The organism is Streptomyces composti (genome assembly GCF_012034205.1).
GTDB lineage: Bacteria > Actinomycetota > Actinomycetes > Streptomycetales > Streptomycetaceae > Streptomyces > Streptomyces composti.
The window spans coordinates 186415-204251 of the sequence record NZ_JAATEM010000006.1 but is presented as its reverse complement, the minus strand read 5'-3'; the positions used below and the strand labels follow the sequence as shown (position 1 = coordinate 204251).

Here is a 17837-nt window from a genome sequence, read left to right as displayed (position 1 = left end):
ATGGGGGTAGACGGCGGTCTCCCGTGGCGCAGCAGGCATGGCGGGCCCGCCCTTCTCGTCTCGTAGTCGTCTCGTAGTCGTCGTGCTCGTCTCGTGCGGCGACGGCCGGCGATGACAGGAACGCTCGTCACGCTACGCCGGCAACTCGCATGATGAGACCTGCGTTTCACATACCGGTCCCCGGATACGGGTCCTGCGGCGCCCGCCCCGGTAATTCGTTTGATCGCTGGTCGGGCGGCTCGGACAATCGGCCCCCATGGGTCATCTGGAAGCAGCACACCTGGAGTACCACCTCCCTGACGGGAGGCCGCTCCTGGGCGATGTCTCCTTCCGGGTCGGCGAGGGCGCCGTGACGGCCCTGATCGGACCGAACGGAGCGGGCAAGACGACCCTGCTCCGCCTGCTGTCCGGCGAGCTGAGACCGCACTCCGGATCCGTCACCGTCAGCGGCGGCCTCGGCGTGATGCGCCAGTTCGTGGGCTCCGTACGCGACGAGACCACCGTCCGCGACCTGCTGGTCTCCGTCGCACCGCCCCGGATCCGCGAGGCCGCCCGCGCCGTCGACCGGGCCGAGCACGCCGTGATGACCGTCGACGACGAGGCCGCCCAGCTCGCCTACGCCCAGGCCCTCGCCGACTGGGCCGAGGCGCGCGGCTACGAGGCCGAGACGCTGTGGGACGTGTGCACCACCGCCGCGCTCGGCGTGCCCTACGAGAAGGCGCAGTGGCGGCAGGTGCGCACGCTCTCCGGCGGCGAGCAGAAGCGGCTGGTCCTGGAGGCGCTGCTGCGCGGCGGCGACGAGGTCCTGCTGCTCGACGAGCCCGACAACTACCTCGACGTGCCGGGCAAACGCTGGCTGGAGGAGCGGCTCGCCGAGACGCACAAGACGGTCCTGTTCGTCTCCCACGACCGTGAACTGCTGGCCCGCGCCGCCCAGCGCATCGTCTCCCTCGAACCCAGCCCCAGCGGCGCGGACGCCTGGGTGCACGGCGGCGGCTTCACCACCTATCACGAGGCCCGCCGCGACCGCTTCGCCCGCTACGAGGAACTGCGCCGGCGCTGGGACGAGAAGCACGCCCAGCTGAAGAAGCTGATGCTGAATCTCCGTCAGGCCGCCTCCCACAACGACGGGATGGCGTCCCGTTACGCTGCTGCGCAGACCCGGCTGCGCAAGTTCGAGGAGGCGGGACCGCCGCCGGAGCCGCCGCGCCGGCAGGACATCACCATGCGTCTCAAGGGCGGGCGCACCGGAGTCCGCGCGATCACCTGCGAGCGGCTGGAACTCACCGGCCTGATGAAGCCGTTCGACCTGGAGGTCTTCTACGGGGAGCGGGTCGCCGTGCTCGGCTCCAACGGCTCGGGCAAGTCGCACTTCCTGCGCCTGCTCGCGGGCGACGACGTCGCGCACACCGGCACCTGGAAGCGGGGCGCCCGCGTCGTTCCCGGGCACTTCGCCCAGACCCACGCCCATCCCGAGCTCGAGGGGCGCACCCTGCTGGACATCCTCTGGACGGAGCACGCCCAGGACCGGGGCGCCGCCATGTCCCGGCTGCGCCGCTACGAGCTCACCGGGCAGGCCGGGCAGACCTTCGACCGCCTCTCCGGCGGCCAGCAGGCCCGCTTCCAGATCCTGCTGCTGGAACTCCAGGGCGTCACCGCGCTGCTGCTCGACGAGCCGACGGACAACCTCGACCTGGAGTCCGCCGAGGCGCTGCAGGAGGGGCTGGAGAGCTTCGAGGGCACGGTCCTCGCGGTCACCCACGACCGCTGGTTCGCCCGCTCCTTCGACCGCTTCCTGGTCTTCGGCTCCGACGGCCGGGTCCGGGAGACACCGGAACCGGTCTGGGACGAGCGCAGGGTGGAGCGGGCCCGCTAGCCGGCACGCACCAGGACCTGCCGACGGGCCGTCACCCCGCCGCGCTCACGTCCAGCGCAGCAGTGCGCCCAGGCCGCCCACGGGGGTGTCGTCGTCCAGGCCCGGGATCACCGTGACGACGAGCGCCTCGGCGTCCGTGGTCACCACCGAGCGGACCAGGGCGTCGTCCGCCCGGGCCGCCCAGGAGTGCTGCTCGCCCAGGGTTCTGAGCTCGGTGCGGCGCATCGCCAGCTGGTCCGGGTCCTCACCGATCCACACCTCGCGGTGCGCGTCCGGCCCGTCCGGGCGGATCAGCAGCTCGTCGATGCGATGCTCGCGCGCCGCCTCCACCAGCGCCGGCACACCCTCCACGGCGCCCCCGCGGCCCGCGTCGTCGCGGCCGCGGGCGGCCAGGAACCGCTGCAGCTCGGCCGCCGCGTGTGTCTGCACATGCTCGGTCCGCGCCCGGTCCACGTCGTCGTCGAGCAACCTGCTGCCGGCGCCGTGCGCGGCCTCCACCACCCGATGGTGCAGCCGCTGCGGCAGCCGCCGGCGCACCTCGTGCCGCTCGCGGTCGTCACCGACCAGGATCAGCAGATCGGCCCCGGTCTCCTCCTGGCTCACGGCCAGCGCGTCGGCGATCTCCGCCGCGTTGTGCTCCCAGGTGTTCTCCACCCGCAGCTGGAAGCGCCGCTCGGACCAGTCGACGGAGCCGGTGCGGTGCACCGGCCACTGCCGTCCGGTCACCCCGCCGGCGTCGTCCCGGCCCAGCGCGCTGCGCAGCTCGAAGGCGGCGCCCTTGCGGTCGACGTAGGCGACGACGCACACGGGATCCTCACCGGCCAGCTCGAGCAGCGGGGTCACCCGGGGCAGCGGCGCCCACACGGCGTGGTCGCGCTGCGGCGCGCGGGCCAGCGGCGGATCGAGCACCACCTCGCCCCCGCGGGCGAACAGCGCCCGGCCGTGCGGCTCGGAGGAGTGCCGCAGCTCGTCGATCGCACGGCCCACCACCCGGCAGGTCGCCTCGTCCGCGCCCTGCCCGGCCAGCTCGCTCGCCATCGCCCGGGCGGTCAGGTGCCGCTCGTGGGGCGTGTCCTCGGTGTGCCGGGAGGTGCCGACGTACACCGAGGCCCAGGGGCCCGGATGTTCGTACAGTGGATGCAGAAACGCGAGATCCATGGCTCCCTCCCGGATACCGCTCGGGGCAGTGCTTGTGGTCAGGACCGGGCGGGTACCCGGACCGCACACACGAACACGACGAGCGGGGCACACGATGACCGGAGTCGACCCGAGCCGCCTGGACGACCAGCAGCTGATGAAAGAGCTGGAGAACATCCACCGCACACGGCACGACACCCTGCTGTACGGGTCCAACGACGCGCTGCGCACCCACAACGAGCGCATGGCGCAGCTCGAGGGCGAGTATCTGCGCCGCAACCCGGACCGCCTCGTCGCCGCGTCCCGCACCCGCGAGGGCGCCCGCGAACGCGACTGCGCGGACTCCGCCACACCCACCACGCCGGGGACCTGAACGCGTCCGTCCAGCTCCCCGGCCGCGGCCGCTCAGGCCGCCTGCTTCTCCTTCTCCTCCGCGAAGACCTCGAGCAGCGTCGCGCAGAACGCCTTCAGATCGCCCGGCTTGCGGCTGGTGACCAGCTTGCTCGGCGCGTGGTCGCAGACCTTCACCTGCTCGTCCACCCAGGTCGCCCCGGCGTTGCGCAGATCCGTCCGCAGACTCGGCCAGCTGGTGAGCACCCGGCCGCGCACCACGTCCGCCTCGATCAGCGTCCACGGCGCGTGACAGATCGCGGCCACCGGCCGGCCCGCCTCGAAGAAGCCCTTCACGAACGCCACGGCCTCGGGGTCCATGCGCAAAAAGTCGGGGTTCGCCACCCCGCCCGGCAGGACGAGCCCGTCGAAGGAGCCGGCCGACGCCTCGCCGACCACCTCCTGCACGGGGAAGGTGTCCGCCTTGTCGAGATGGTGGAACGCCTGGATCCTGCCGGGCTTCGTCGACACGAGCACCGGCTCGTGCCCCGCGTCGACCACCGCCTGCCAGGGCTCGGTCAGCTCGACCTGCTCCACACCCTCCGGTGCCGTCAGAAACGCGACACGCATGACAGTCCTCACGTCCTTTCCCCACAGCCATGGCCGTGGGCGGTTCTCATCCGTCGGTCACTCGTCCGGGTCCGCGCGGCTGATGTCGGCCAGCGCCGACCCGGGATCCTGCGCCTCGGCCAGATCGCCGAGGCTCACCATGCCGACCGGCAGGCCGTTCTCCACGACCGGGATCCGGCGCACCGCCTTCTCCCGCATCAGGGCCACCGCCGTCGAGACCGGGTCGTCCGGGCCCAGCGTCAGCGGCTCCCGCGAGCACACCGAGCCGACGCTGACGCTCATCGGATCCGCCCCGTCGGCGACCGCCCGGACGGTGATGTCCCGGTCGGTGAGCACGCCGACCACCTGCTGGCCGTCGGCCACCACCACGTCGCCGATGTTCTGGGAGCGCATCAGCTGCGCCGCCTCGACGAGCGACGCGCCCGGACGCACGGCGACCACGCCCGGAGTCATCACGTCCTTGACGTACTCGGCCATGACTGGTCGTCCCTTCCGGTCCTCCACCCTGCCGGGCTACGCCGTCTCCGTCTCCCGCGTGCGGGTCAGCGCAAGGGCGAGTTCCTGCAGGTTGGCGTAGCGCGCATGCCGGGGCAGCCGCTCCAGCGCCTCCACCAGTGCGTCCGGCGCGTACCGCCGGTCCAGGGCGCGCACCAGCTCCCGCGGCCCCGCGGGGAAAGCGCTCCGGTTCAGGAACCGGGCCAGTTCGAGCCGCATCGCCTCCAGCGACGACGGCGCGCGGCCCGGCCGCAGCGGACCGAAGGCCACCTCGGGGTCGTCGTCGGCGGACGGTTCCGGGTCGTGCCACTCCTCGGTGCGGGTGGGGTGCCCGGACCTCAGCAGACCCTGCAGCTCGTGCTTCATCTCGTCGTCACGGTGGACGCTCAGCCGGTCACTGCCTCGCTGCATGTCTCCCTCCACATCCATCGGGGGTCCGCACCGCGTACCCGGCACACACGGCCCGACACGGACGAACCCCGGCGGATGTCCGCGGTCCCGGGCCGCCCGCCCGTCCCCGCGGTGTTTGTGCCGCGCCTGCCTGGTGACCCGGAGAACAACGCCCCCCACGCGCCTCCTGGAAAGGGAATGGCCATGGCGGTGCTCGCTGCACTGATCCCGCTGCTCATGCTCGGCGTGCTGCTGATGCTGGGCCGGTACGAGGAGCTGATGATGCCGCTGCCGGGCGAGGACGACGGCGGACGGCGGACCGAGCCGGCCGCCGCCCCCCGCGCCCCCGCACCGGCTACCCCGGCTGCTCTCCCGCCCCCGGCAGGAACTCCTGCACCTTCGCCTTGAAGCCCTGCTTGATCATGGAGCCGCGGTCGGCATCCCCCTTGATGATGGAGGCCACCGTGGCCTCCAGCTGGTCCCAGGTGGCGTGCGGCGGGATCGGCGGCACGGCCGGGTCGGTCACGAACTCCACCACCGCAGGGCCGTCCGCCTCCAGCGCGGCCCGCCAGCCCGCCTCCACGTCCTCCGGCCGCTCCACCCGCACCCCGGTCAGGCCCAGCGACCGCGCGAAGTCCGCGTACCGCACGTCCGGGAGCTCCTGGGACGGCAGGAAGGACGGAGCGCCCTCCATGGCCCGCATCTCCCAGGTGACCTGGTTGAGGTCGCGGTTGTTCCACACGCCGACCACCAGCCGCGGGTCCTCCCAGCGGTGCCGGTACTTGGCCGCCGTGATCAGCTCCGCCATCCCGTTCATCTGCATCGCCCCGTCCCCGACCAGGGCGATCACCGGCCGGTCGGGGTGGGCGAACTTCGCGCCGATGGCGTAGGGCACCCCGCAGCCCATGGTGGCCAGCGTGCCCGACAGCGAGCCCCGCATCCCCGGCCGCATGGTCAGATGGCGGGCGTACCAGTTGGTGGTCGAACCGGAGTCCGAGGTGATGACGGCGTCCTCCGGCAGCAGCGGATCGAGGGCGCGCGCCACGTACTCCGGGTTGACCGGGTCGGCCGTCAGCCGGGCGCGCCGCTCCATGATGTGCCGCCAGCGCCGCACGTTGTCGCACACCGTGTCGTACCACTCGCGCCCCCGGCCGCCCTCGATCAGAGGGATCAGCTTCCGCAGCGTGGCCCCGGCGTCACCGACCAGGTTCACCTCGTAGGGGTAGCGCATCCCGATCATCTGCGGGTCGATGTCGATCTGCACCGCCCGCGCCCGGCCGAACTCCGGCAGATACTGCGCGTACGGGAACGACGAACCGATGGTCAGCAGCGTGTCGCAGTCCCGCATCAGCTCGTAGGACGGCCGGGTGCCCAGCAGCCCGATCGACCCGGTGACGTACGGCAGCTCGTCGCTGAGCACGTCCTTGCCGAGCAGCGCCTTCGCCACCCCCGCGCCCAGCAGCTCGGCCAGCTCCTCGACCTCGGCCCGCGCACCCGCCGCGCCCTGCCCCACCAGCACCGCGACCTTGTCGCCGGCGTTCAGCACGTCCGCGGCCCGCCGCACCGCCTCGTCGGACGGCACAGCCGTCCACGAGCTGCGGTCGAGGCTGGAGGGGACCATCTTGAAGGCGTGCGCCGGCGGCGAGTAGTCCAGGTCCTGCACATCGCCGGGGATGATCACCGCCGTGGGGCAGCGGCGCGCGTAGGCGGTGCGCACCGCCCGGTCCAGCACGTTCGGCAGCTGCTCCGGCACGGTCACCGTCGCCACGAACTCGGAGGCGACGTCCTGGAACAGCGTGTGCAGGTCGACCTCCTGCTGATACGAGCCGCCGATCGCGGTGCGGTCCGTCTGCCCGACGACGGCCAGCACCGGCACATGGTCCAGCCTGGCGTCGTACAGACCGTTGAGCAGATGGACCGCCCCCGGCCCCGAGGTCGCGGCGCACACCCCGAGCCGCCCGCTGAACTTGGCGTAGCCGACCGCCTGGAAGGCCGACATCTCCTCGTGCCGCGCCTGGATGAACTCCGGTTCGTTCCCGGCCCGGCCCCAGGCCGCCAGCAGGCCGTTGATGCCGTCCCCGGGATAGCCGAAGACCTGCTCCACCCCCCATTCGCGCAGCCTGCGCAGGACCTGATCGGCGACCTTCATACCCATGTACGACCTCCCGGACGTCAGCGGTGAACGGGCCTCGCGGAGCCCTACGGGTGACCGGCCGCGTCCCGGGAAAACCTGCGCGGGAGGTTTGGCGGGCGGGTGCGGGGGCAGGAGGACTCACAGTGCTTCGGACAGGAGGCACGTCCGTGGAGGGCGGCGCACGCCGCAGCCCGGTGCTCCTGTTCCACGTCTCAGGCGCGCATCCCACGGTGACCATCCGTCCCCGAGCACATCGAGGATCTGAGGCACCATGCCCACCCGCACCAAGCCCCACCCGCACGACGACGCCCCCGACACCGCCGACGCCTTCCGCCGGCTCGCCGCACTCCCGCCCGGCACCGCGCGGAACGCGTTGAAGGACGAGATCGTCCAGGCCTGGCTGCCCATGGCGGACCGCCTCGCCGGACGCTTCCGCAGCCGCGGCGAGGCCTTCGAGGACCTGCGCCAGGTCGCCGCGCTCGGCCTGGTCAAGGCCGTCGACCGCTACGACCCCGACATGGGCAACGCCTTCGAGAGCTACGCGGTGCCCACCATCACCGGCGAGATCAAGCGGCACTTCCGCGACCACATGTGGACCCTGCACGTGCCGCGCCGGGTTCAGGAACTGCGCAACAAGGTCCGGGTCGCCGCCCAGGACCTGTCCAACACGACCTCCGGCCGCCGGCCCACCGTCGCCGAGATCGCCGAGCGCGCCCACCTCAGCGAGGAGGAGGTGCGCAACGGGCAGGAGGCGCTGGAGAGCTTCTCCGCGCTGTCCCTGGACGCGGAACTGCCCGGCAGCGACGACGGCTACTCGCTCAACGACGCGCTGGGGGCGCCGGACCCGGCCCTGGACACCGTGGTCGACCGGGAGGCCGTCAAGGACCGGATCGCCGCGCTGCCGGAGCGTGAGCGGGCCATCCTCTACATGCGCTTCTTCGGCGACATGACGCAGAGCAGCATCGCGCAGCAGCTGGGCATCTCGCAGATGCACGTCTCCCGGCTGATCAGCCGCTCCTGCGGCAGGGTCCGCGACGAGGTGCTCGGCGACGGCGGAGGCGACACCTGACCCCTCGGGCCGTGGGCGGCCACCTGAGCCCCCCCCCGGGGGCCAGGCGGCCTGACGGCCCTGGACACGACCGGACCCCGCGCCCGCAGGGCGCGGGGTTCACTCTGTCGGGGTGCCGGCACGGGCGGTGCGGCGGCACGCGGGCTGTGATGGGTGTGGGGCACGCCCGCCGGAAGACGGCGCGCCCCTTCAACGTCCTCGAAGGAGCCCGCAGCATGCGCCGCACCGTACGCGCCCTGTCCCTCGCCGCCGCAGCCGGCACCGCTCTCGGCGTGCTCGCACCGGTCGCGTCCGCGAGCCCGTTCGCCCCGCCGGGACGAGACGCCGCCCCCTCCGCCACCTGCCCCCCGCAGCAGGGGCACCAGTCGTGGCAGGGGCCGAGCGGAAGCACCGAGGAGAAGGAAGCCGGGGACAAGAAGGATCACAAGGATCAGAAGGAGCAGGGGAAGGCCAAGGACGCGGCGGCCGGACTCGAGGCCGAGCTGGACAGCCTGGAGACGGAGATCCTCGAAGCGGAGGAGGAGTTGTCGGCCCGGGAGCACGACGCGCTCAGCCCCGACGGCACGTCGGCGGACGGGGCCGGGCCGCAGAGCGGGGGAGCGGGCGGCCTGCTGTCCGAGGAGCCGGGAACGTACGCCGACGAACCCCTGACCGCCGACGAACCCCTGACCGCCGACGAACCCCTGACCGCCGATGAGCCCCTGGCGGCCGGCGAACCGCCGGCGGCCGAGGACGCCACCCGGCTCTGGGAGAGCGGTGCGGGCAAACCCACCGCCACGGCCGAGCCCACGGCCAAGCCCACCGCCAAGCCGTCCGCGAGCCACGGCAGGGACCCGCACTGCGACCCGACCCGGGCCCCGGGCGGCGTCCACGGCGGCGACGGCGGTTCCCTCACCGACTCCGTGCCCGCCCTCGCCGCGGGCGGGCTGCTGATCGCGGGCGCGTTCGGCGCCGCCGCGCACCGGCTGCTGGGCCGGCGCAAGGACCCCGGCCGCCACGGATGAGCGCCCCCGGCCCGGCCCACCGGTGAGGCGCCGTCCCCGTCCCGGACGGCCGTGCCGGGCGGCATGCGACCCGTGGCGGGGCCCATGCGCCCGGGGCACCGTGGGTACGTAGAACGCCTGGGGCACCGGGTACCCCACCGGCCCCGGCACCACGACGACCCAGTCACTGCGCGGAGGCACCGATGCGGACCGACCCGGAAGGCCATGGACCGGTCCGATTCGGACCGGCCGTCCCCGACGACGGGCTGCCCGTGCTGCCCGAACTCGCCGCGGTCCTCGCCGCCGCCGCGTCCCGTCCGGCCGCGGAACCCGTGGGCGGCGGCCCCGCCCTGCTGGAGGCCGCCCGCGGCTACTGGGAGCGGCGCGGACTGCCCGACGGGACCGACCGGATCGCCGTCGCCCCCGGCGCGCCCGCCCTGCTGGTCGCCCTGACCGCGGCCATCGGCGGCGACGTGCTGGTGCCCCGGCCCTGCCCCGCCTGGTGGGCGCCCTGCGCCCGGCTGCTCGGCCGGCCCGCCTTCCATGTGCCGACACCGGTCGGCAGCGGCGGCGTGCCCGACCCGTACGCGCTGCTGGAGACCGTGCGGCGGGTGCGGGCGGAGGGCGGCGATCCGCGGCTGCTCGTGCTGTCCGCCGCCGACGATCCCACGGGCACCGTCACCGCTCCCGAACTGCTGCACGAGACCCTGGAGGCCGCGGTCGGCGAAGGACTGCACCCGGTCAGCGACGAGACCTGGCGCGACACCCTGCACGCCCCGCACGACACGGTGCTGCTCAGCCCCGCCGAGATGCTGCCCGAGCAGGTCACCGTGGTCACCGACCTCTCCGGCGCCCTGCTGCCGCCGGGCTGGCCCGCCGCGATCGCCCGCTTCCCGGCCGGCGAGCAGGCGGCCCCGCTGCATGCCCGGGTCCTGGACGCGCTCACCGCGCTCGACGCCCGGATCGCCGCGCCGGTCGCCGCCGCGGCCGGATACGCGCTGACCGAACCCGGGCCGGTCGCCCGGCGCGTCGCCGACTCCGTGCGCCTGCACGCCCGGGTGGCCGGCGCGGTGCACGACGCCGTCGCCGCCACCGGCGCCCTCGTCCCGCCCCCGCAGTGCGGCCGCCACCTCTACGTCGACCTCAGCCCTCTCGCACCCGCGCTGGCCGCCCGCGGCATCGGAGACGCCCAGGAACTGGAGGACTTCCTCACCGCCCGCCTGGACATGCCCGCACCGGGCGGCCACCGCTTCGGCGACGACCTCGAGGCCCCGCGCGTACGGCTCGGCACCGCGCCGTTGCTGGGCGACACCGCCGAGCTCCGCGCGGAATGCCTCGATGCACCCGCACCGTTGGAACTGCCACATGTGCAACGCGCGTTGAAACGCGTGCAGTCGGTCTTCGACGAACTTCGTGACGACGCTCAGCGATGGGAGCCTCCTCGATGACGCAGCAGTCCGAGCCGACAACCACCACCCGCACCACCACGCCGGAAACCGACCGGCCGGCCCCCCGCTCCCCGAAGCCGGCCGCTCCCGTGTCACCGTCCCCCGTCGCGTCCCCGTACCCGCCGCTCGCGGAACCCCGGCCGCTCGCCGAACGGCGCGTGTGGCCGCGCACCTTCCACGACCGGCTCACCGCCCCGCTGCCCGGCCTGAAGGCCTTCGCGCGCTTCGCCCGCGAGGGCGCCGTACGACCCGGTCCGGAGGGGCTGGAGGGCATCCGCCGGCTGCCCTACGAGCCGGGACCGCTGCCCCGCGTCGACGCCCGCGGCCTCGCCGTCACCTGGGCCGGACACGCCAGCTGGGTGCTGCAGATCGGCGGGCTCACCGTCCTCACCGACCCGGTGTGGTCCCGCCGCATCCTCGGGACCCCCGCCCGCATGACACCCGTCGGGGTCGCCTGGGAGGCGCTGCCCCGCATCGACGCGGTCGTCATCAGCCACAACCACTACGACCACCTGGACGCCCCCACCCTGCGCCGGCTGCCCCGCGACACCCCGGTGTTCGTGCCGGCCGGCCTGGCCCGCTGGTTCCACCGCCGGCGCTTCACCACCGTCACCGAGCTGGACTGGTGGGAGGCCGCCGAACTGCGGGGCGTGCGCTTCGACTTCGTCCCGGCGCACCACTGGTCCAAGCGCACCCTCACCGACACCTGCCGCTCCCTGTGGGGCGGCTGGGTGATCACCGCCCCGGACGGCCCCCGCGTCCACTTCGCCGGCGACACCGGGTACGGCCACTGGTTCTCCCGCATCGGCCGCCGCTACCCCGGGATCGACCTCACCCTGCTGCCCATCGGCGCCTACGACCCGCGCTGGTGGCTCAAGGACGTCCACTGCGACCCCGAGGAGGCGGTGCGCGCCTACCAGGACCTGGGCGCCCGGTACATGGCCCCCATGCACTGGGGCACCTTCATCCTCTCCGCCGAGCCCGTCCTGGAGCCCCTGACCCGCGTCCGCGCGGCCTGGAAGGCCGCGGGCCTGCCCCGCGACCACCTGTGGGATCTGCCGGTGGGCGCATCGCGCGTCCTGGAGTGACGGCCACCGGAGCCCGGCCGGGCCCCCGCCCGGAGGTCCGCCCGGGCCCACCGGCTCGCCCATGCGCAAACCCGGCCCGCGCCCGGACCCGCCAAGGCGCACTGAGGCCTCCGGGGCGTGCGTGCCGGGGCCGCAGGGGCGGGCCGGGACCCGCCAGCGGCGGACCCGGTGCGGCGCGGGCTGTCCCCCAGGGGGCCCAGGGGGACCGGGCGGGCCGCCGGGCCACACGGGCGGACCTCCGCGGTGAGCGGCCGGCCGGGGCGGGCCGCCGGGGAGATCACCGGGCGTCCGCCCGGCGCTCACCGGTGCCGCACCCGGCGCCACACCCCCGGGGCCGCGCTGATCAGCAGGGTCAGCGCGACCGCCGCCACCACGCCCTCCCAGGGCTCGGGGAACAGGGAACCGCCCAGCACGCCGATCAGCTGGTACGTCGCCGTCCAGGCGAGGCAGGCGGGCAGGTTGCCGCGGACGAAGCGGCGCAGCGGCCACTCGGCGACCAGACAGGCCAGCATCACGGGGAGGCGGCCGGCCGGCACCAGCCGCGAGAGGATCAGCACCGTCACCCCGTGACCGGCCAGCCTCGCCTGCGCCTGGGCCAGCCGGTCCTCCGGGGCACGTGCCCGGATCGCCTCCAGCCAGCGCGAGCCGTTGCGCGACCCCATCCCGCGCCGTCCCAGCCAGTACAGCGTCACGTCCCCGAGGAACGCGGCCAGCGACGCCGTCACGAACACCAGCGCCATGGAGAACGGCGCCGTCTGGTGCACCGCCACCACGGCCGCCGAACTCACCAGCGCACCCGTCGGGATCACCGGCACCAGCGCCCCGATCAGCACCAGCAGGAACAGCGACGGATAGCCGATCGCCTGCTGGGTCGCCTCCGGCGCCTCGGTCGCCGGCGCGGCGGCCAGCACGGCGGCGGGCCACGGCGCGCCGGCCGCCGGCAGCAGGACGGCGGGCAGCGTCACCGAGTGACCTCCAGGCGCACGCTCTCGCCGTGTCCCAGCCGGTGCACCACGGCCCCGGGCGCGTGACGTGCCGCCAGCCGCGCGAACTCGTCGCCCGGCGCGTGGAACTCGTGCGGGCGCACGGCGTCCAGCCCGATCGGCCAGTACGTTCCGTAGTGCACCGGCACCGCGCGGGACGCGCCGAGCAGCGCCAGTGCCTCGGCTGCCCGCCGCGCGTCCAGATGCCCGTCGCCGAGGTGCGGACCCCAGCCGCCCACCGGCAGCAGTGCCACGTCGACCGGCCCGACCTCCTTGGCCATCGTGTCGAACAGGCCGGTGTCTCCCGCGAAGTAGGTGCGCGCCTCGCCCTCCACGACATAGCCGAGGGCGGGGGAGCGGTGCGGGCCCAGCGGCAGCCGCCGCCCGTCGTGCCGGGCCGGAACCACCCGCACCACGACACGCCCGACCTGCATCACGTCGCCGGGCGCGACCTCGCGCACCCGCAGGTGCGTGAGCCGGCGCAGTCCCGGCACCGCACGGGGCGCACCCCGGGGCACGAGCAGGAGCGTGCCGGGGGCGAGCCGGGCCAGGGAGGCCAGATGGAGGTGATCGGCGTGCAGGTGGGAGACGAGTGCGACGTCCGCGTGGCGCGCGTCGGGCGGAGGGAGTGCGCCGCGCCTGCGCCGCAGGTGCGCCAGCCTGCGTGCGAACAGAGGGTCGGTCAGCACGCGGGTGTGCGAATCCTCCACCGTGCATGTGGCGTGACCCCACCAGGTGATCTCCACCGGCACCCCTTCGCCTCCTTCGTGCGACTCCCCGAAGCGTACGGGCAGGAGTAGGGTCGGCGGCGAAAACCGGAGGTGAGGGGGCGCCATGGGGCCGGTGCGGGTGACGGCGATCGCGAGTCTGACGCCGCTGGAGCAGCTGGACGCCGATCCCTTCCTGGTGGACTCCCGCAGCCAGCACGCCATGTGCGCCCGCTGGGCCGCCGAACGCGGCTACGTGGTCACCCGGCAGCTCCTCGTGCGCGGGCTGCGTCCCGACCACGGCGCCCTGTGGGAGGGGGTGCGGCCCGGCACCGATCTGTTCGTCGCGCCCAGCAGGCGGGTGCTGGAGAGCGCCCTGTCGTCGGTGGAGGAGTTCACCGCGGAGTGCGCCCGGCGCGGGGTGCGGGTGGAGACGGTGGGCCGCGCCGAGCCCCGCTACGACGCGGCGATGAAGGCGCGCGTGCACCGGCGGCTGTCCATGCCGACGGCGGGATACGACGGCTGCTGAGCCACTGCCTCCGGGAGGCGTGTCAGCCGGCCGTGTCAGGGGTCCGCGGGGACCGTGTCAGGGGTGCGTGGGGGACGGATCAGGGTGGTCTCCGGGGCGCGGGCGGGGACGCGGGGGCACGTCCGGGCGTTGTGACAAGGTGAATGGGGACCGGCCAGGACGAATCGGGTGGGGAGGTGCGCCGGGGTGGACCGCAGGCGATGGCGGCGGATCGCCAGTCAGACCGGGCGGAGCATCGCCGTGTGGGCGGTGTCCACGCTCACCATGCTGGTGCTCGCCGGGATCCTGCCCGACTTCCGCCTCCGCTCCGCGGACGGGAGCAGCGCCACCGACATCGCGGTCACCGCCGCGCTCGGCGCCGGCGCCTTCGGTCTGCTGTCGGCGCTGGTGTGGCCGCTGCTGGTGCGCCTGCTGCTGCTCGTGCCCGCGCTGGTCCTCGGCCTGCTGGTGTTCTTCCTCAACGGGGCCCTGCTGTGGGTCGCGCTGTGGGTCAACCCGGTCGAACGCGGCTCCGCCGCACCGCAGACGGCGGTGGTGGTCGCGGCCGTGATGTCCGCGGTCGCCTCGGCCACCGGCGCCGCCCTCGCCGTCCGCGACGACGACGCCTACCGGCGCCGCCTGTACCGGCTCGCCCATCGAAGACGCCGCACCGGGCCGCCCTGCCCGTCCACCCCCGGCACCCTCTTCCTGCAGCTCGACGGCGTCGGCCACGACGTGCTGCTGGACGCCGTCGGCAAGGGTCTGATGCCCACCGTCGCCCGCTGGCTCGGCAGGGACGACGGCACAGGGGCCGGCAGGAGTGCCGACGGAGGGGACGGCAAGCACGGCAGCGGCCGGGGACCGGGCGGGAACGCATCCGGCGCGGTGCGCGGACGCGGGGCCACGCACCGGCTCACCTGCTGGCGCACCGACTGGTCCAGCCAGACCGGCGCCAGCCAGCTCGGCATCCTGCACGGCAGCAACTTCGACGTGCCCGCCTTCCGGTGGTACGAGAAGGCCCGCCGCGAGGTGATGGTCTGCAACCGCCCCACCAGCGCCGCCGAGCTCCAGGCCCGCGCCATCGAGCGCACCGGCCACGCCGGGCTGCTCGCCGGCGACGGCGCAAGCCGCGGCAACCTCTTCAGCGGCGGCGCCGAGGAGCAGGCCCTGGTGCTGTCCATCGCCACCCGGCGGCGCGGCCCGCTCAACCGCTCCCGGGCCGGCTACTTCGCCTACTTCTCCGACCCGGCCAACGCCGTGCGCACCGCGCTGTCCTTCGTCGCCGAGGCGGGCCGGGAGATCGGCCAGTCCACCCGCGCCCGGTTCACCAAGCAGCGCCCCCGCGTCTCACGCGGTGGCCTGTATCCCTTCGTCCGCGCCTTCGCCACGGTCGTGGAACGGGACGTGGTCGTCGCCGCCGTGATGGGCGACCTGCTGGCTGGCCGCACCGCCGTCTACGCCGACCTGGTCGCCTACGACGAGGTGGCCCATCACTCGGGCCCGGCCAGCCGCGACGCCGAGAAGGTCCTGCAACGCCTCGACCGGGCCCTCGCCCTGATCGAGAAGGTCGCCGAGCACGCCCCGCGCCCCTACCGGATCGTGGTGCTCTCCGACCACGGGCAGAGCCCCGGCGAGACCTTCCGCTCCCGCTACGGCCTCACCCTGGGCGACCTGGTCCGGGCCGGCTGCGGCCTGCCGGTGCCGCGCCGGGCCCGCCGCACCCGCAGCGGGGCCGAGGCCCGTGCGGCGGTGCGGGCGGCGCTGCACCGGCCCGTGGAGGAGGGCGCCGAGCAGTACCGCCCCACCCGCGGCTCGGAACCCGTCGTGCTGGCCTCGGGGAACCTGGGCCTGATCTCCTTCCCGGACGTGCCGCACCGGATGACCAAGGAGGAGATCGACGCCCGGCACCCCGCGCTGCTGCCGACCCTCGCCAACCACCCCGGCATCGGCTTCCTGCTGGTGCGCAGCGAACGGCACGGCGGCGTCGTCCTCGGGGCGCACGGCGTCGAGATTCCGCTGGCCGAACTCGACGACGACCCCGGGCCGCTCGCCCCGTTCGGTCCCGGCGCCGCCGACGTCGTACGCCGCACCCACACCTTCCCGCACACCGCCGACATCATGGTCAACTCGGCCTACGACCCGGCCGACGGCGAGGTGCTGGCCTTCGAGGAGCAGATCGGCTCGCACGGCGGGCTCGGCGGTGCCCAGTCGCGCGCCTTCCTGCTCTCCCCGCTCGCGCTGTCCCCGCCGGTCGCCGAGGACGCCGAACTGGTCGGCGCGGAGCAGGTCCACCAGGTGCTGCGCCGCTGGCTCGACGAGTCCGGCGCGACGCGCGCCCCCGAGGAACCCCGCCGCGAGCGCGCGGCCTGACGCGCCGGCACCGGCAAGCCCTCCCCGGTCGGATGCGGCACCGTGCTGCGGCCCGGCACCGGCCTGCCGCTGCCGCGGCGCCCCGAGGACTTCCCGCCCACCGCGCGGTCCTGGTCGTCGCCGACGGCCACGGCGGCGTCCCGCGGGTGCGGCGCGAGCACGCGCACCCGATCCCGCGCGGCGTACGGCTGCCGTTCGCCGCGAAGGGGCCCGTCTTCCGGGTGAGCCGAGCCGGAGTGTGATCGGATGGATGCGGGAACCCGCCGCGGCGGGACTCCCGGACCCGGCACCGCCGGGACCCACGGCAGGACATCTCGCGAAAGGAAGCGTCATGGCAGCCACGCGCTCCGCACACACCGTTTGGGAAGGCAACCTGTTCCAGGGCAGCGGGGTCGTCACCTTCGACTCCTCCGGCAGCATCGGCGACCAGCCGGTCACCTGGGCGTCGCGGGCCGAGGAGTCCAACGGGAAGACCAGCCCCGAGGAGCTGATCGCGGCCGCGCACTCCAGCTGCTACTCCATGGCCTTCTCCAACATCCTCGACAAGGCCGGCACCCCGCCCACCCGCCTGGTGACGTCCGCCGACGTGACCTTCGTGCCGGGCGAGGGCATCACCGAAATCCACCTCACCGTCGAGGGCACCGTCCCCGGCATGGACGAGGCCGCCTTCCTCTCGGCCGCCGAGGAGGCCAAGGTCAACTGCCCGGTGAGCCAGGCGCTGAAGGGCACGAACATCACCCTGACGGCGAAGCTCGCCTGACCCGACCGGCCTGCCGCAGCCCGCGGACCGCCCCGCACACGGGCGGTCCGCGGGCGCCCAGGGGAAGGAGTGGCCGTGCGGTCACCGGAAGCAGAGGCTCTGCGGCTGCGGCCGTCCGCCGGGCCCGCCGTCTCCGCCCACCAGGGCGGCTCCGAGCGCGCCGCACCGGCGACCCGCGAGGCCTACGAGGACGCCGTCGCCGCCGGTGCCGACTACGCCGAGCTGGACGTCCGCCGTACCGCGGACGGCGTCTTCGTGGTCCACCACGACGCCCGCGCGGGCGGCGACGGACCCCTGCTGTCCACGCTCACCCATGCGGAGCTGTGCGCCCGCGCCGGGCGGCCGGTCCCGGTGGTGGAGGAGGTCCTGCAACTGCTCGCCGGGAAGCTCCTGGCTCACCTCGACCTCAAGGAGACCGGCCACGAGCGGGAGCTGATCGACCGCGCCGTCGCTCTGCTCGGCCCGGACGGATTCGTCGCCACCACCCTGGAGGACCGCTCCGTCGCCGCGATCACCGCCGCCTTCCCCGGCGTGCGCACCGCGCTCTCCCTCGGCCGCGACCGCAGGGACATTCCCCGCGGCCGGTTCCCGGCCACCCGCCTCGGCGAGCTGCTGCCCATGCGCCGGGTGTGCGCCTGCGGCGCCGACGGGATCGCCGTGCACCACCGGCTGGCCCGGGCCGGCGTGCTGCGGCAGGCGGCCCGGCACGGGCTGTTCACCATGGTGTGGACGGTCAACGACGATCCCCTGATGCGCACCTTCCTCGCCGACCCGCGCGTCGACGTGCTGATCACCGACCGCCCCCGGCGCGCGCTCCAGCTGCGCGCCCACACCCGCACCCCCACAGGCTGACAAGCGTCCACTCAAGCTATTGACAACAGGCCGCTCAAGTTCTGGGCTGGAAGTCCGGAGATGTGCCCTGGCGGAAG

At 74.4% G+C, this 17837-nt stretch carries 17 protein-coding genes and 1 pseudogene; 11 read left to right on the top strand and 7 right to left on the bottom strand.

Annotated elements, in window-relative coordinates; all coding sequences use genetic code 11:
• Positions 1-256: 256 nt before the first annotated feature.
• Entirely contained in the window at positions 257-1876 is a 1620-nt protein-coding gene (locus HCJ93_RS07225; protein WP_167992140.1) for an ABC-F family ATP-binding cassette domain-containing protein, read from the top strand.
• 45 nt (positions 1877-1921) lie between these two features.
• Here HCJ93_RS07225 and HCJ93_RS07220 read toward each other — a convergent pair whose 3' ends face one another.
• Positions 1922-3034, bottom strand: a complete 1113-nt coding sequence (locus tag HCJ93_RS07220; protein WP_167992138.1) for a baeRF2 domain-containing protein — start codon at positions 3032-3034, stop codon at positions 1922-1924.
• Positions 3035-3066: 32 nt separating this feature from the next.
• On the opposite strand from HCJ93_RS07220, the pseudogene HCJ93_RS07215 reads away from it, so the two are divergent.
• A pseudogene (locus HCJ93_RS07215) lies at positions 3067-3386 on the top strand (DUF6158 family protein).
• A 32-nt stretch (positions 3387-3418) separates the two neighbouring features.
• On the opposite strand, the gene HCJ93_RS07210 reads toward HCJ93_RS07215, so the two are convergent.
• The 3 genes from HCJ93_RS07210 to HCJ93_RS07200 are packed head-to-tail and all read right to left on the bottom strand — an operon-like array spanning position 3419 to position 4879.
• Positions 3419-3973: a type 1 glutamine amidotransferase domain-containing protein gene (locus HCJ93_RS07210; RefSeq protein ID WP_167992134.1), complete on the bottom strand. Its 555-nt coding sequence runs from the start codon at positions 3971-3973 to the stop codon at positions 3419-3421.
• A gap of 57 nt (positions 3974-4030) precedes the next feature.
• Positions 4031-4450 carry a CBS domain-containing protein gene (locus HCJ93_RS07205; protein WP_167992132.1) on the bottom strand — a complete coding sequence of 140 codons (420 nt, stop codon included), beginning with the start codon at positions 4448-4450 and terminating at the stop codon, positions 4031-4033.
• Positions 4451-4486: 36 nt separating this feature from the next.
• On the bottom strand, positions 4487-4879 hold the full coding sequence (locus HCJ93_RS07200) for a DUF2795 domain-containing protein (protein WP_167992130.1): 393 nt from the start codon (positions 4877-4879) through the stop codon (positions 4487-4489).
• 183 nt (positions 4880-5062) lie between these two features.
• Between HCJ93_RS07200 and HCJ93_RS07195 the strand changes: the two genes are divergently transcribed.
• The gene (locus HCJ93_RS07195) at positions 5063-5266 is read left to right on the top strand and encodes a hypothetical protein (RefSeq protein ID WP_167992129.1); all 204 of its coding nucleotides are present in this window, start codon (positions 5063-5065) and stop codon (positions 5264-5266) included.
• Here HCJ93_RS07195 and HCJ93_RS07190 read toward each other — a convergent pair.
• Positions 5214-7013 carry a thiamine pyrophosphate-requiring protein gene (locus tag HCJ93_RS07190; protein ID WP_167992127.1) on the bottom strand — a complete coding sequence of 600 codons (1800 nt, stop codon included), beginning with the start codon at positions 7011-7013 and terminating at the stop codon, positions 5214-5216. The two genes, HCJ93_RS07195 and HCJ93_RS07190, sit on opposite strands and share 53 nt — an antisense overlap.
• Positions 7014-7263: 250 nt before the next feature.
• On the opposite strand from HCJ93_RS07190, the gene HCJ93_RS07185 reads away from it, so the two are divergent.
• The 4 genes from HCJ93_RS07185 to HCJ93_RS07170 all read left to right on the top strand — a co-directional run bounded on the left by HCJ93_RS07185 (position 7264) and on the right by HCJ93_RS07170 (position 11580).
• Complete coding sequence (locus tag HCJ93_RS07185; RefSeq protein ID WP_167992125.1) at positions 7264-8061, top strand: RNA polymerase sigma factor SigF; 798 nt, start codon at positions 7264-7266, stop codon at positions 8059-8061.
• 215 nt (positions 8062-8276) lie between these two features.
• The gene (locus HCJ93_RS07180; protein WP_167992124.1) at positions 8277-9065 is read left to right on the top strand and encodes a hypothetical protein; all 789 of its coding nucleotides are present in this window, start codon (positions 8277-8279) and stop codon (positions 9063-9065) included.
• A gap of 182 nt (positions 9066-9247) precedes the next feature.
• Positions 9248-10492: an aminotransferase class I/II-fold pyridoxal phosphate-dependent enzyme gene (locus HCJ93_RS07175; RefSeq protein ID WP_167992122.1), complete on the top strand. Its 1245-nt coding sequence runs from the start codon at positions 9248-9250 to the stop codon at positions 10490-10492.
• A complete protein-coding gene (locus tag HCJ93_RS07170) occupies positions 10489-11580 on the top strand; it encodes an MBL fold metallo-hydrolase (protein ID WP_167992120.1) in 1092 nt (363 codons plus the stop codon). Before HCJ93_RS07175 ends, HCJ93_RS07170 begins: the two co-directional genes overlap by 4 nt.
• Before the next feature lie 299 nt (positions 11581-11879).
• Here the strand turns inward: HCJ93_RS07170 and HCJ93_RS07165 are convergent, their stop codons facing one another.
• Together HCJ93_RS07165 and HCJ93_RS07160 are read right to left on the bottom strand one after the other, a co-directional pair.
• Complete coding sequence (locus HCJ93_RS07165; protein WP_167992173.1) at positions 11880-12491, bottom strand: DedA family protein; 612 nt, start codon at positions 12489-12491, stop codon at positions 11880-11882.
• A 50-nt stretch (positions 12492-12541) separates the two neighbouring features.
• Positions 12542-13315, bottom strand: coding sequence for an MBL fold metallo-hydrolase (locus HCJ93_RS07160; protein ID WP_167992118.1), 774 nt, complete (start codon positions 13313-13315; stop codon positions 12542-12544).
• An 82-nt stretch (positions 13316-13397) separates the two neighbouring features.
• Here HCJ93_RS07160 and HCJ93_RS07155 point away from each other — a divergent pair, with 82 nt between their 5' ends.
• From HCJ93_RS07155 to HCJ93_RS07140, 4 genes are all read left to right on the top strand, one after another.
• Entirely contained in the window at positions 13398-13799 is a 402-nt protein-coding gene (locus HCJ93_RS07155) for a hypothetical protein (RefSeq protein WP_167992117.1), read from the top strand.
• A 240-nt stretch (positions 13800-14039) separates the two neighbouring features.
• Positions 14040-16148: a phage holin family protein gene (locus HCJ93_RS07150; RefSeq protein ID WP_373563564.1), complete on the top strand. Its 2109-nt coding sequence runs from the start codon at positions 14040-14042 to the stop codon at positions 16146-16148.
• Positions 16149-16479: 331 nt separating this feature from the next.
• Entirely contained in the window at positions 16480-16908 is a 429-nt protein-coding gene (locus HCJ93_RS07145) for an OsmC family protein (protein ID WP_167992113.1), read from the top strand.
• A 75-nt stretch (positions 16909-16983) separates the two neighbouring features.
• Entirely contained in the window at positions 16984-17760 is a 777-nt protein-coding gene (locus tag HCJ93_RS07140) for a glycerophosphodiester phosphodiesterase family protein (RefSeq protein ID WP_309141332.1), read from the top strand.
• Positions 17761-17837 lie beyond the last annotated feature (77 nt).

Excerpts from the sequence above, each read along its gene's own strand:
- HCJ93_RS07180 (WP_167992124.1), top strand. The coding sequence starts at position 8,277 with ATGCGCCGCACCGTACGCGCCCTGTCCCTCGCCGCCGCAGCCGGCACC.
- HCJ93_RS07195 (WP_167992129.1), top strand. The coding sequence starts at position 5,063 with ATGGCGGTGCTCGCTGCACTGATCCCGCTGCTCATGCTCGGCGTGCTG.
- HCJ93_RS07155 (WP_167992117.1), top strand. The coding sequence starts at position 13,398 with ATGGGGCCGGTGCGGGTGACGGCGATCGCGAGTCTGACGCCGCTGGAG.
- HCJ93_RS07200 (WP_167992130.1), bottom strand. The coding sequence starts at position 4,879 with ATGCAGCGAGGCAGTGACCGGCTGAGCGTCCACCGTGACGACGAGATG.
- HCJ93_RS07210 (WP_167992134.1), bottom strand. The coding sequence starts at position 3,973 with ATGCGTGTCGCGTTTCTGACGGCACCGGAGGGTGTGGAGCAGGTCGAG.
- HCJ93_RS07220 (WP_167992138.1), bottom strand. The coding sequence starts at position 3,034 with ATGGATCTCGCGTTTCTGCATCCACTGTACGAACATCCGGGCCCCTGG.
- HCJ93_RS07225 (WP_167992140.1), top strand. The coding sequence starts at position 257 with ATGGGTCATCTGGAAGCAGCACACCTGGAGTACCACCTCCCTGACGGG.
- HCJ93_RS07175 (WP_167992122.1), top strand. The coding sequence starts at position 9,248 with ATGCGGACCGACCCGGAAGGCCATGGACCGGTCCGATTCGGACCGGCC.
- HCJ93_RS07205 (WP_167992132.1), bottom strand. The coding sequence starts at position 4,450 with ATGGCCGAGTACGTCAAGGACGTGATGACTCCGGGCGTGGTCGCCGTG.
- HCJ93_RS07190 (WP_167992127.1), bottom strand. The coding sequence starts at position 7,013 with ATGGGTATGAAGGTCGCCGATCAGGTCCTGCGCAGGCTGCGCGAATGG.
- HCJ93_RS07170 (WP_167992120.1), top strand. The coding sequence starts at position 10,489 with ATGACGCAGCAGTCCGAGCCGACAACCACCACCCGCACCACCACGCCG.
- HCJ93_RS07185 (WP_167992125.1), top strand. The coding sequence starts at position 7,264 with ATGCCCACCCGCACCAAGCCCCACCCGCACGACGACGCCCCCGACACC.
- HCJ93_RS07145 (WP_167992113.1), top strand. The coding sequence starts at position 16,480 with ATGGCAGCCACGCGCTCCGCACACACCGTTTGGGAAGGCAACCTGTTC.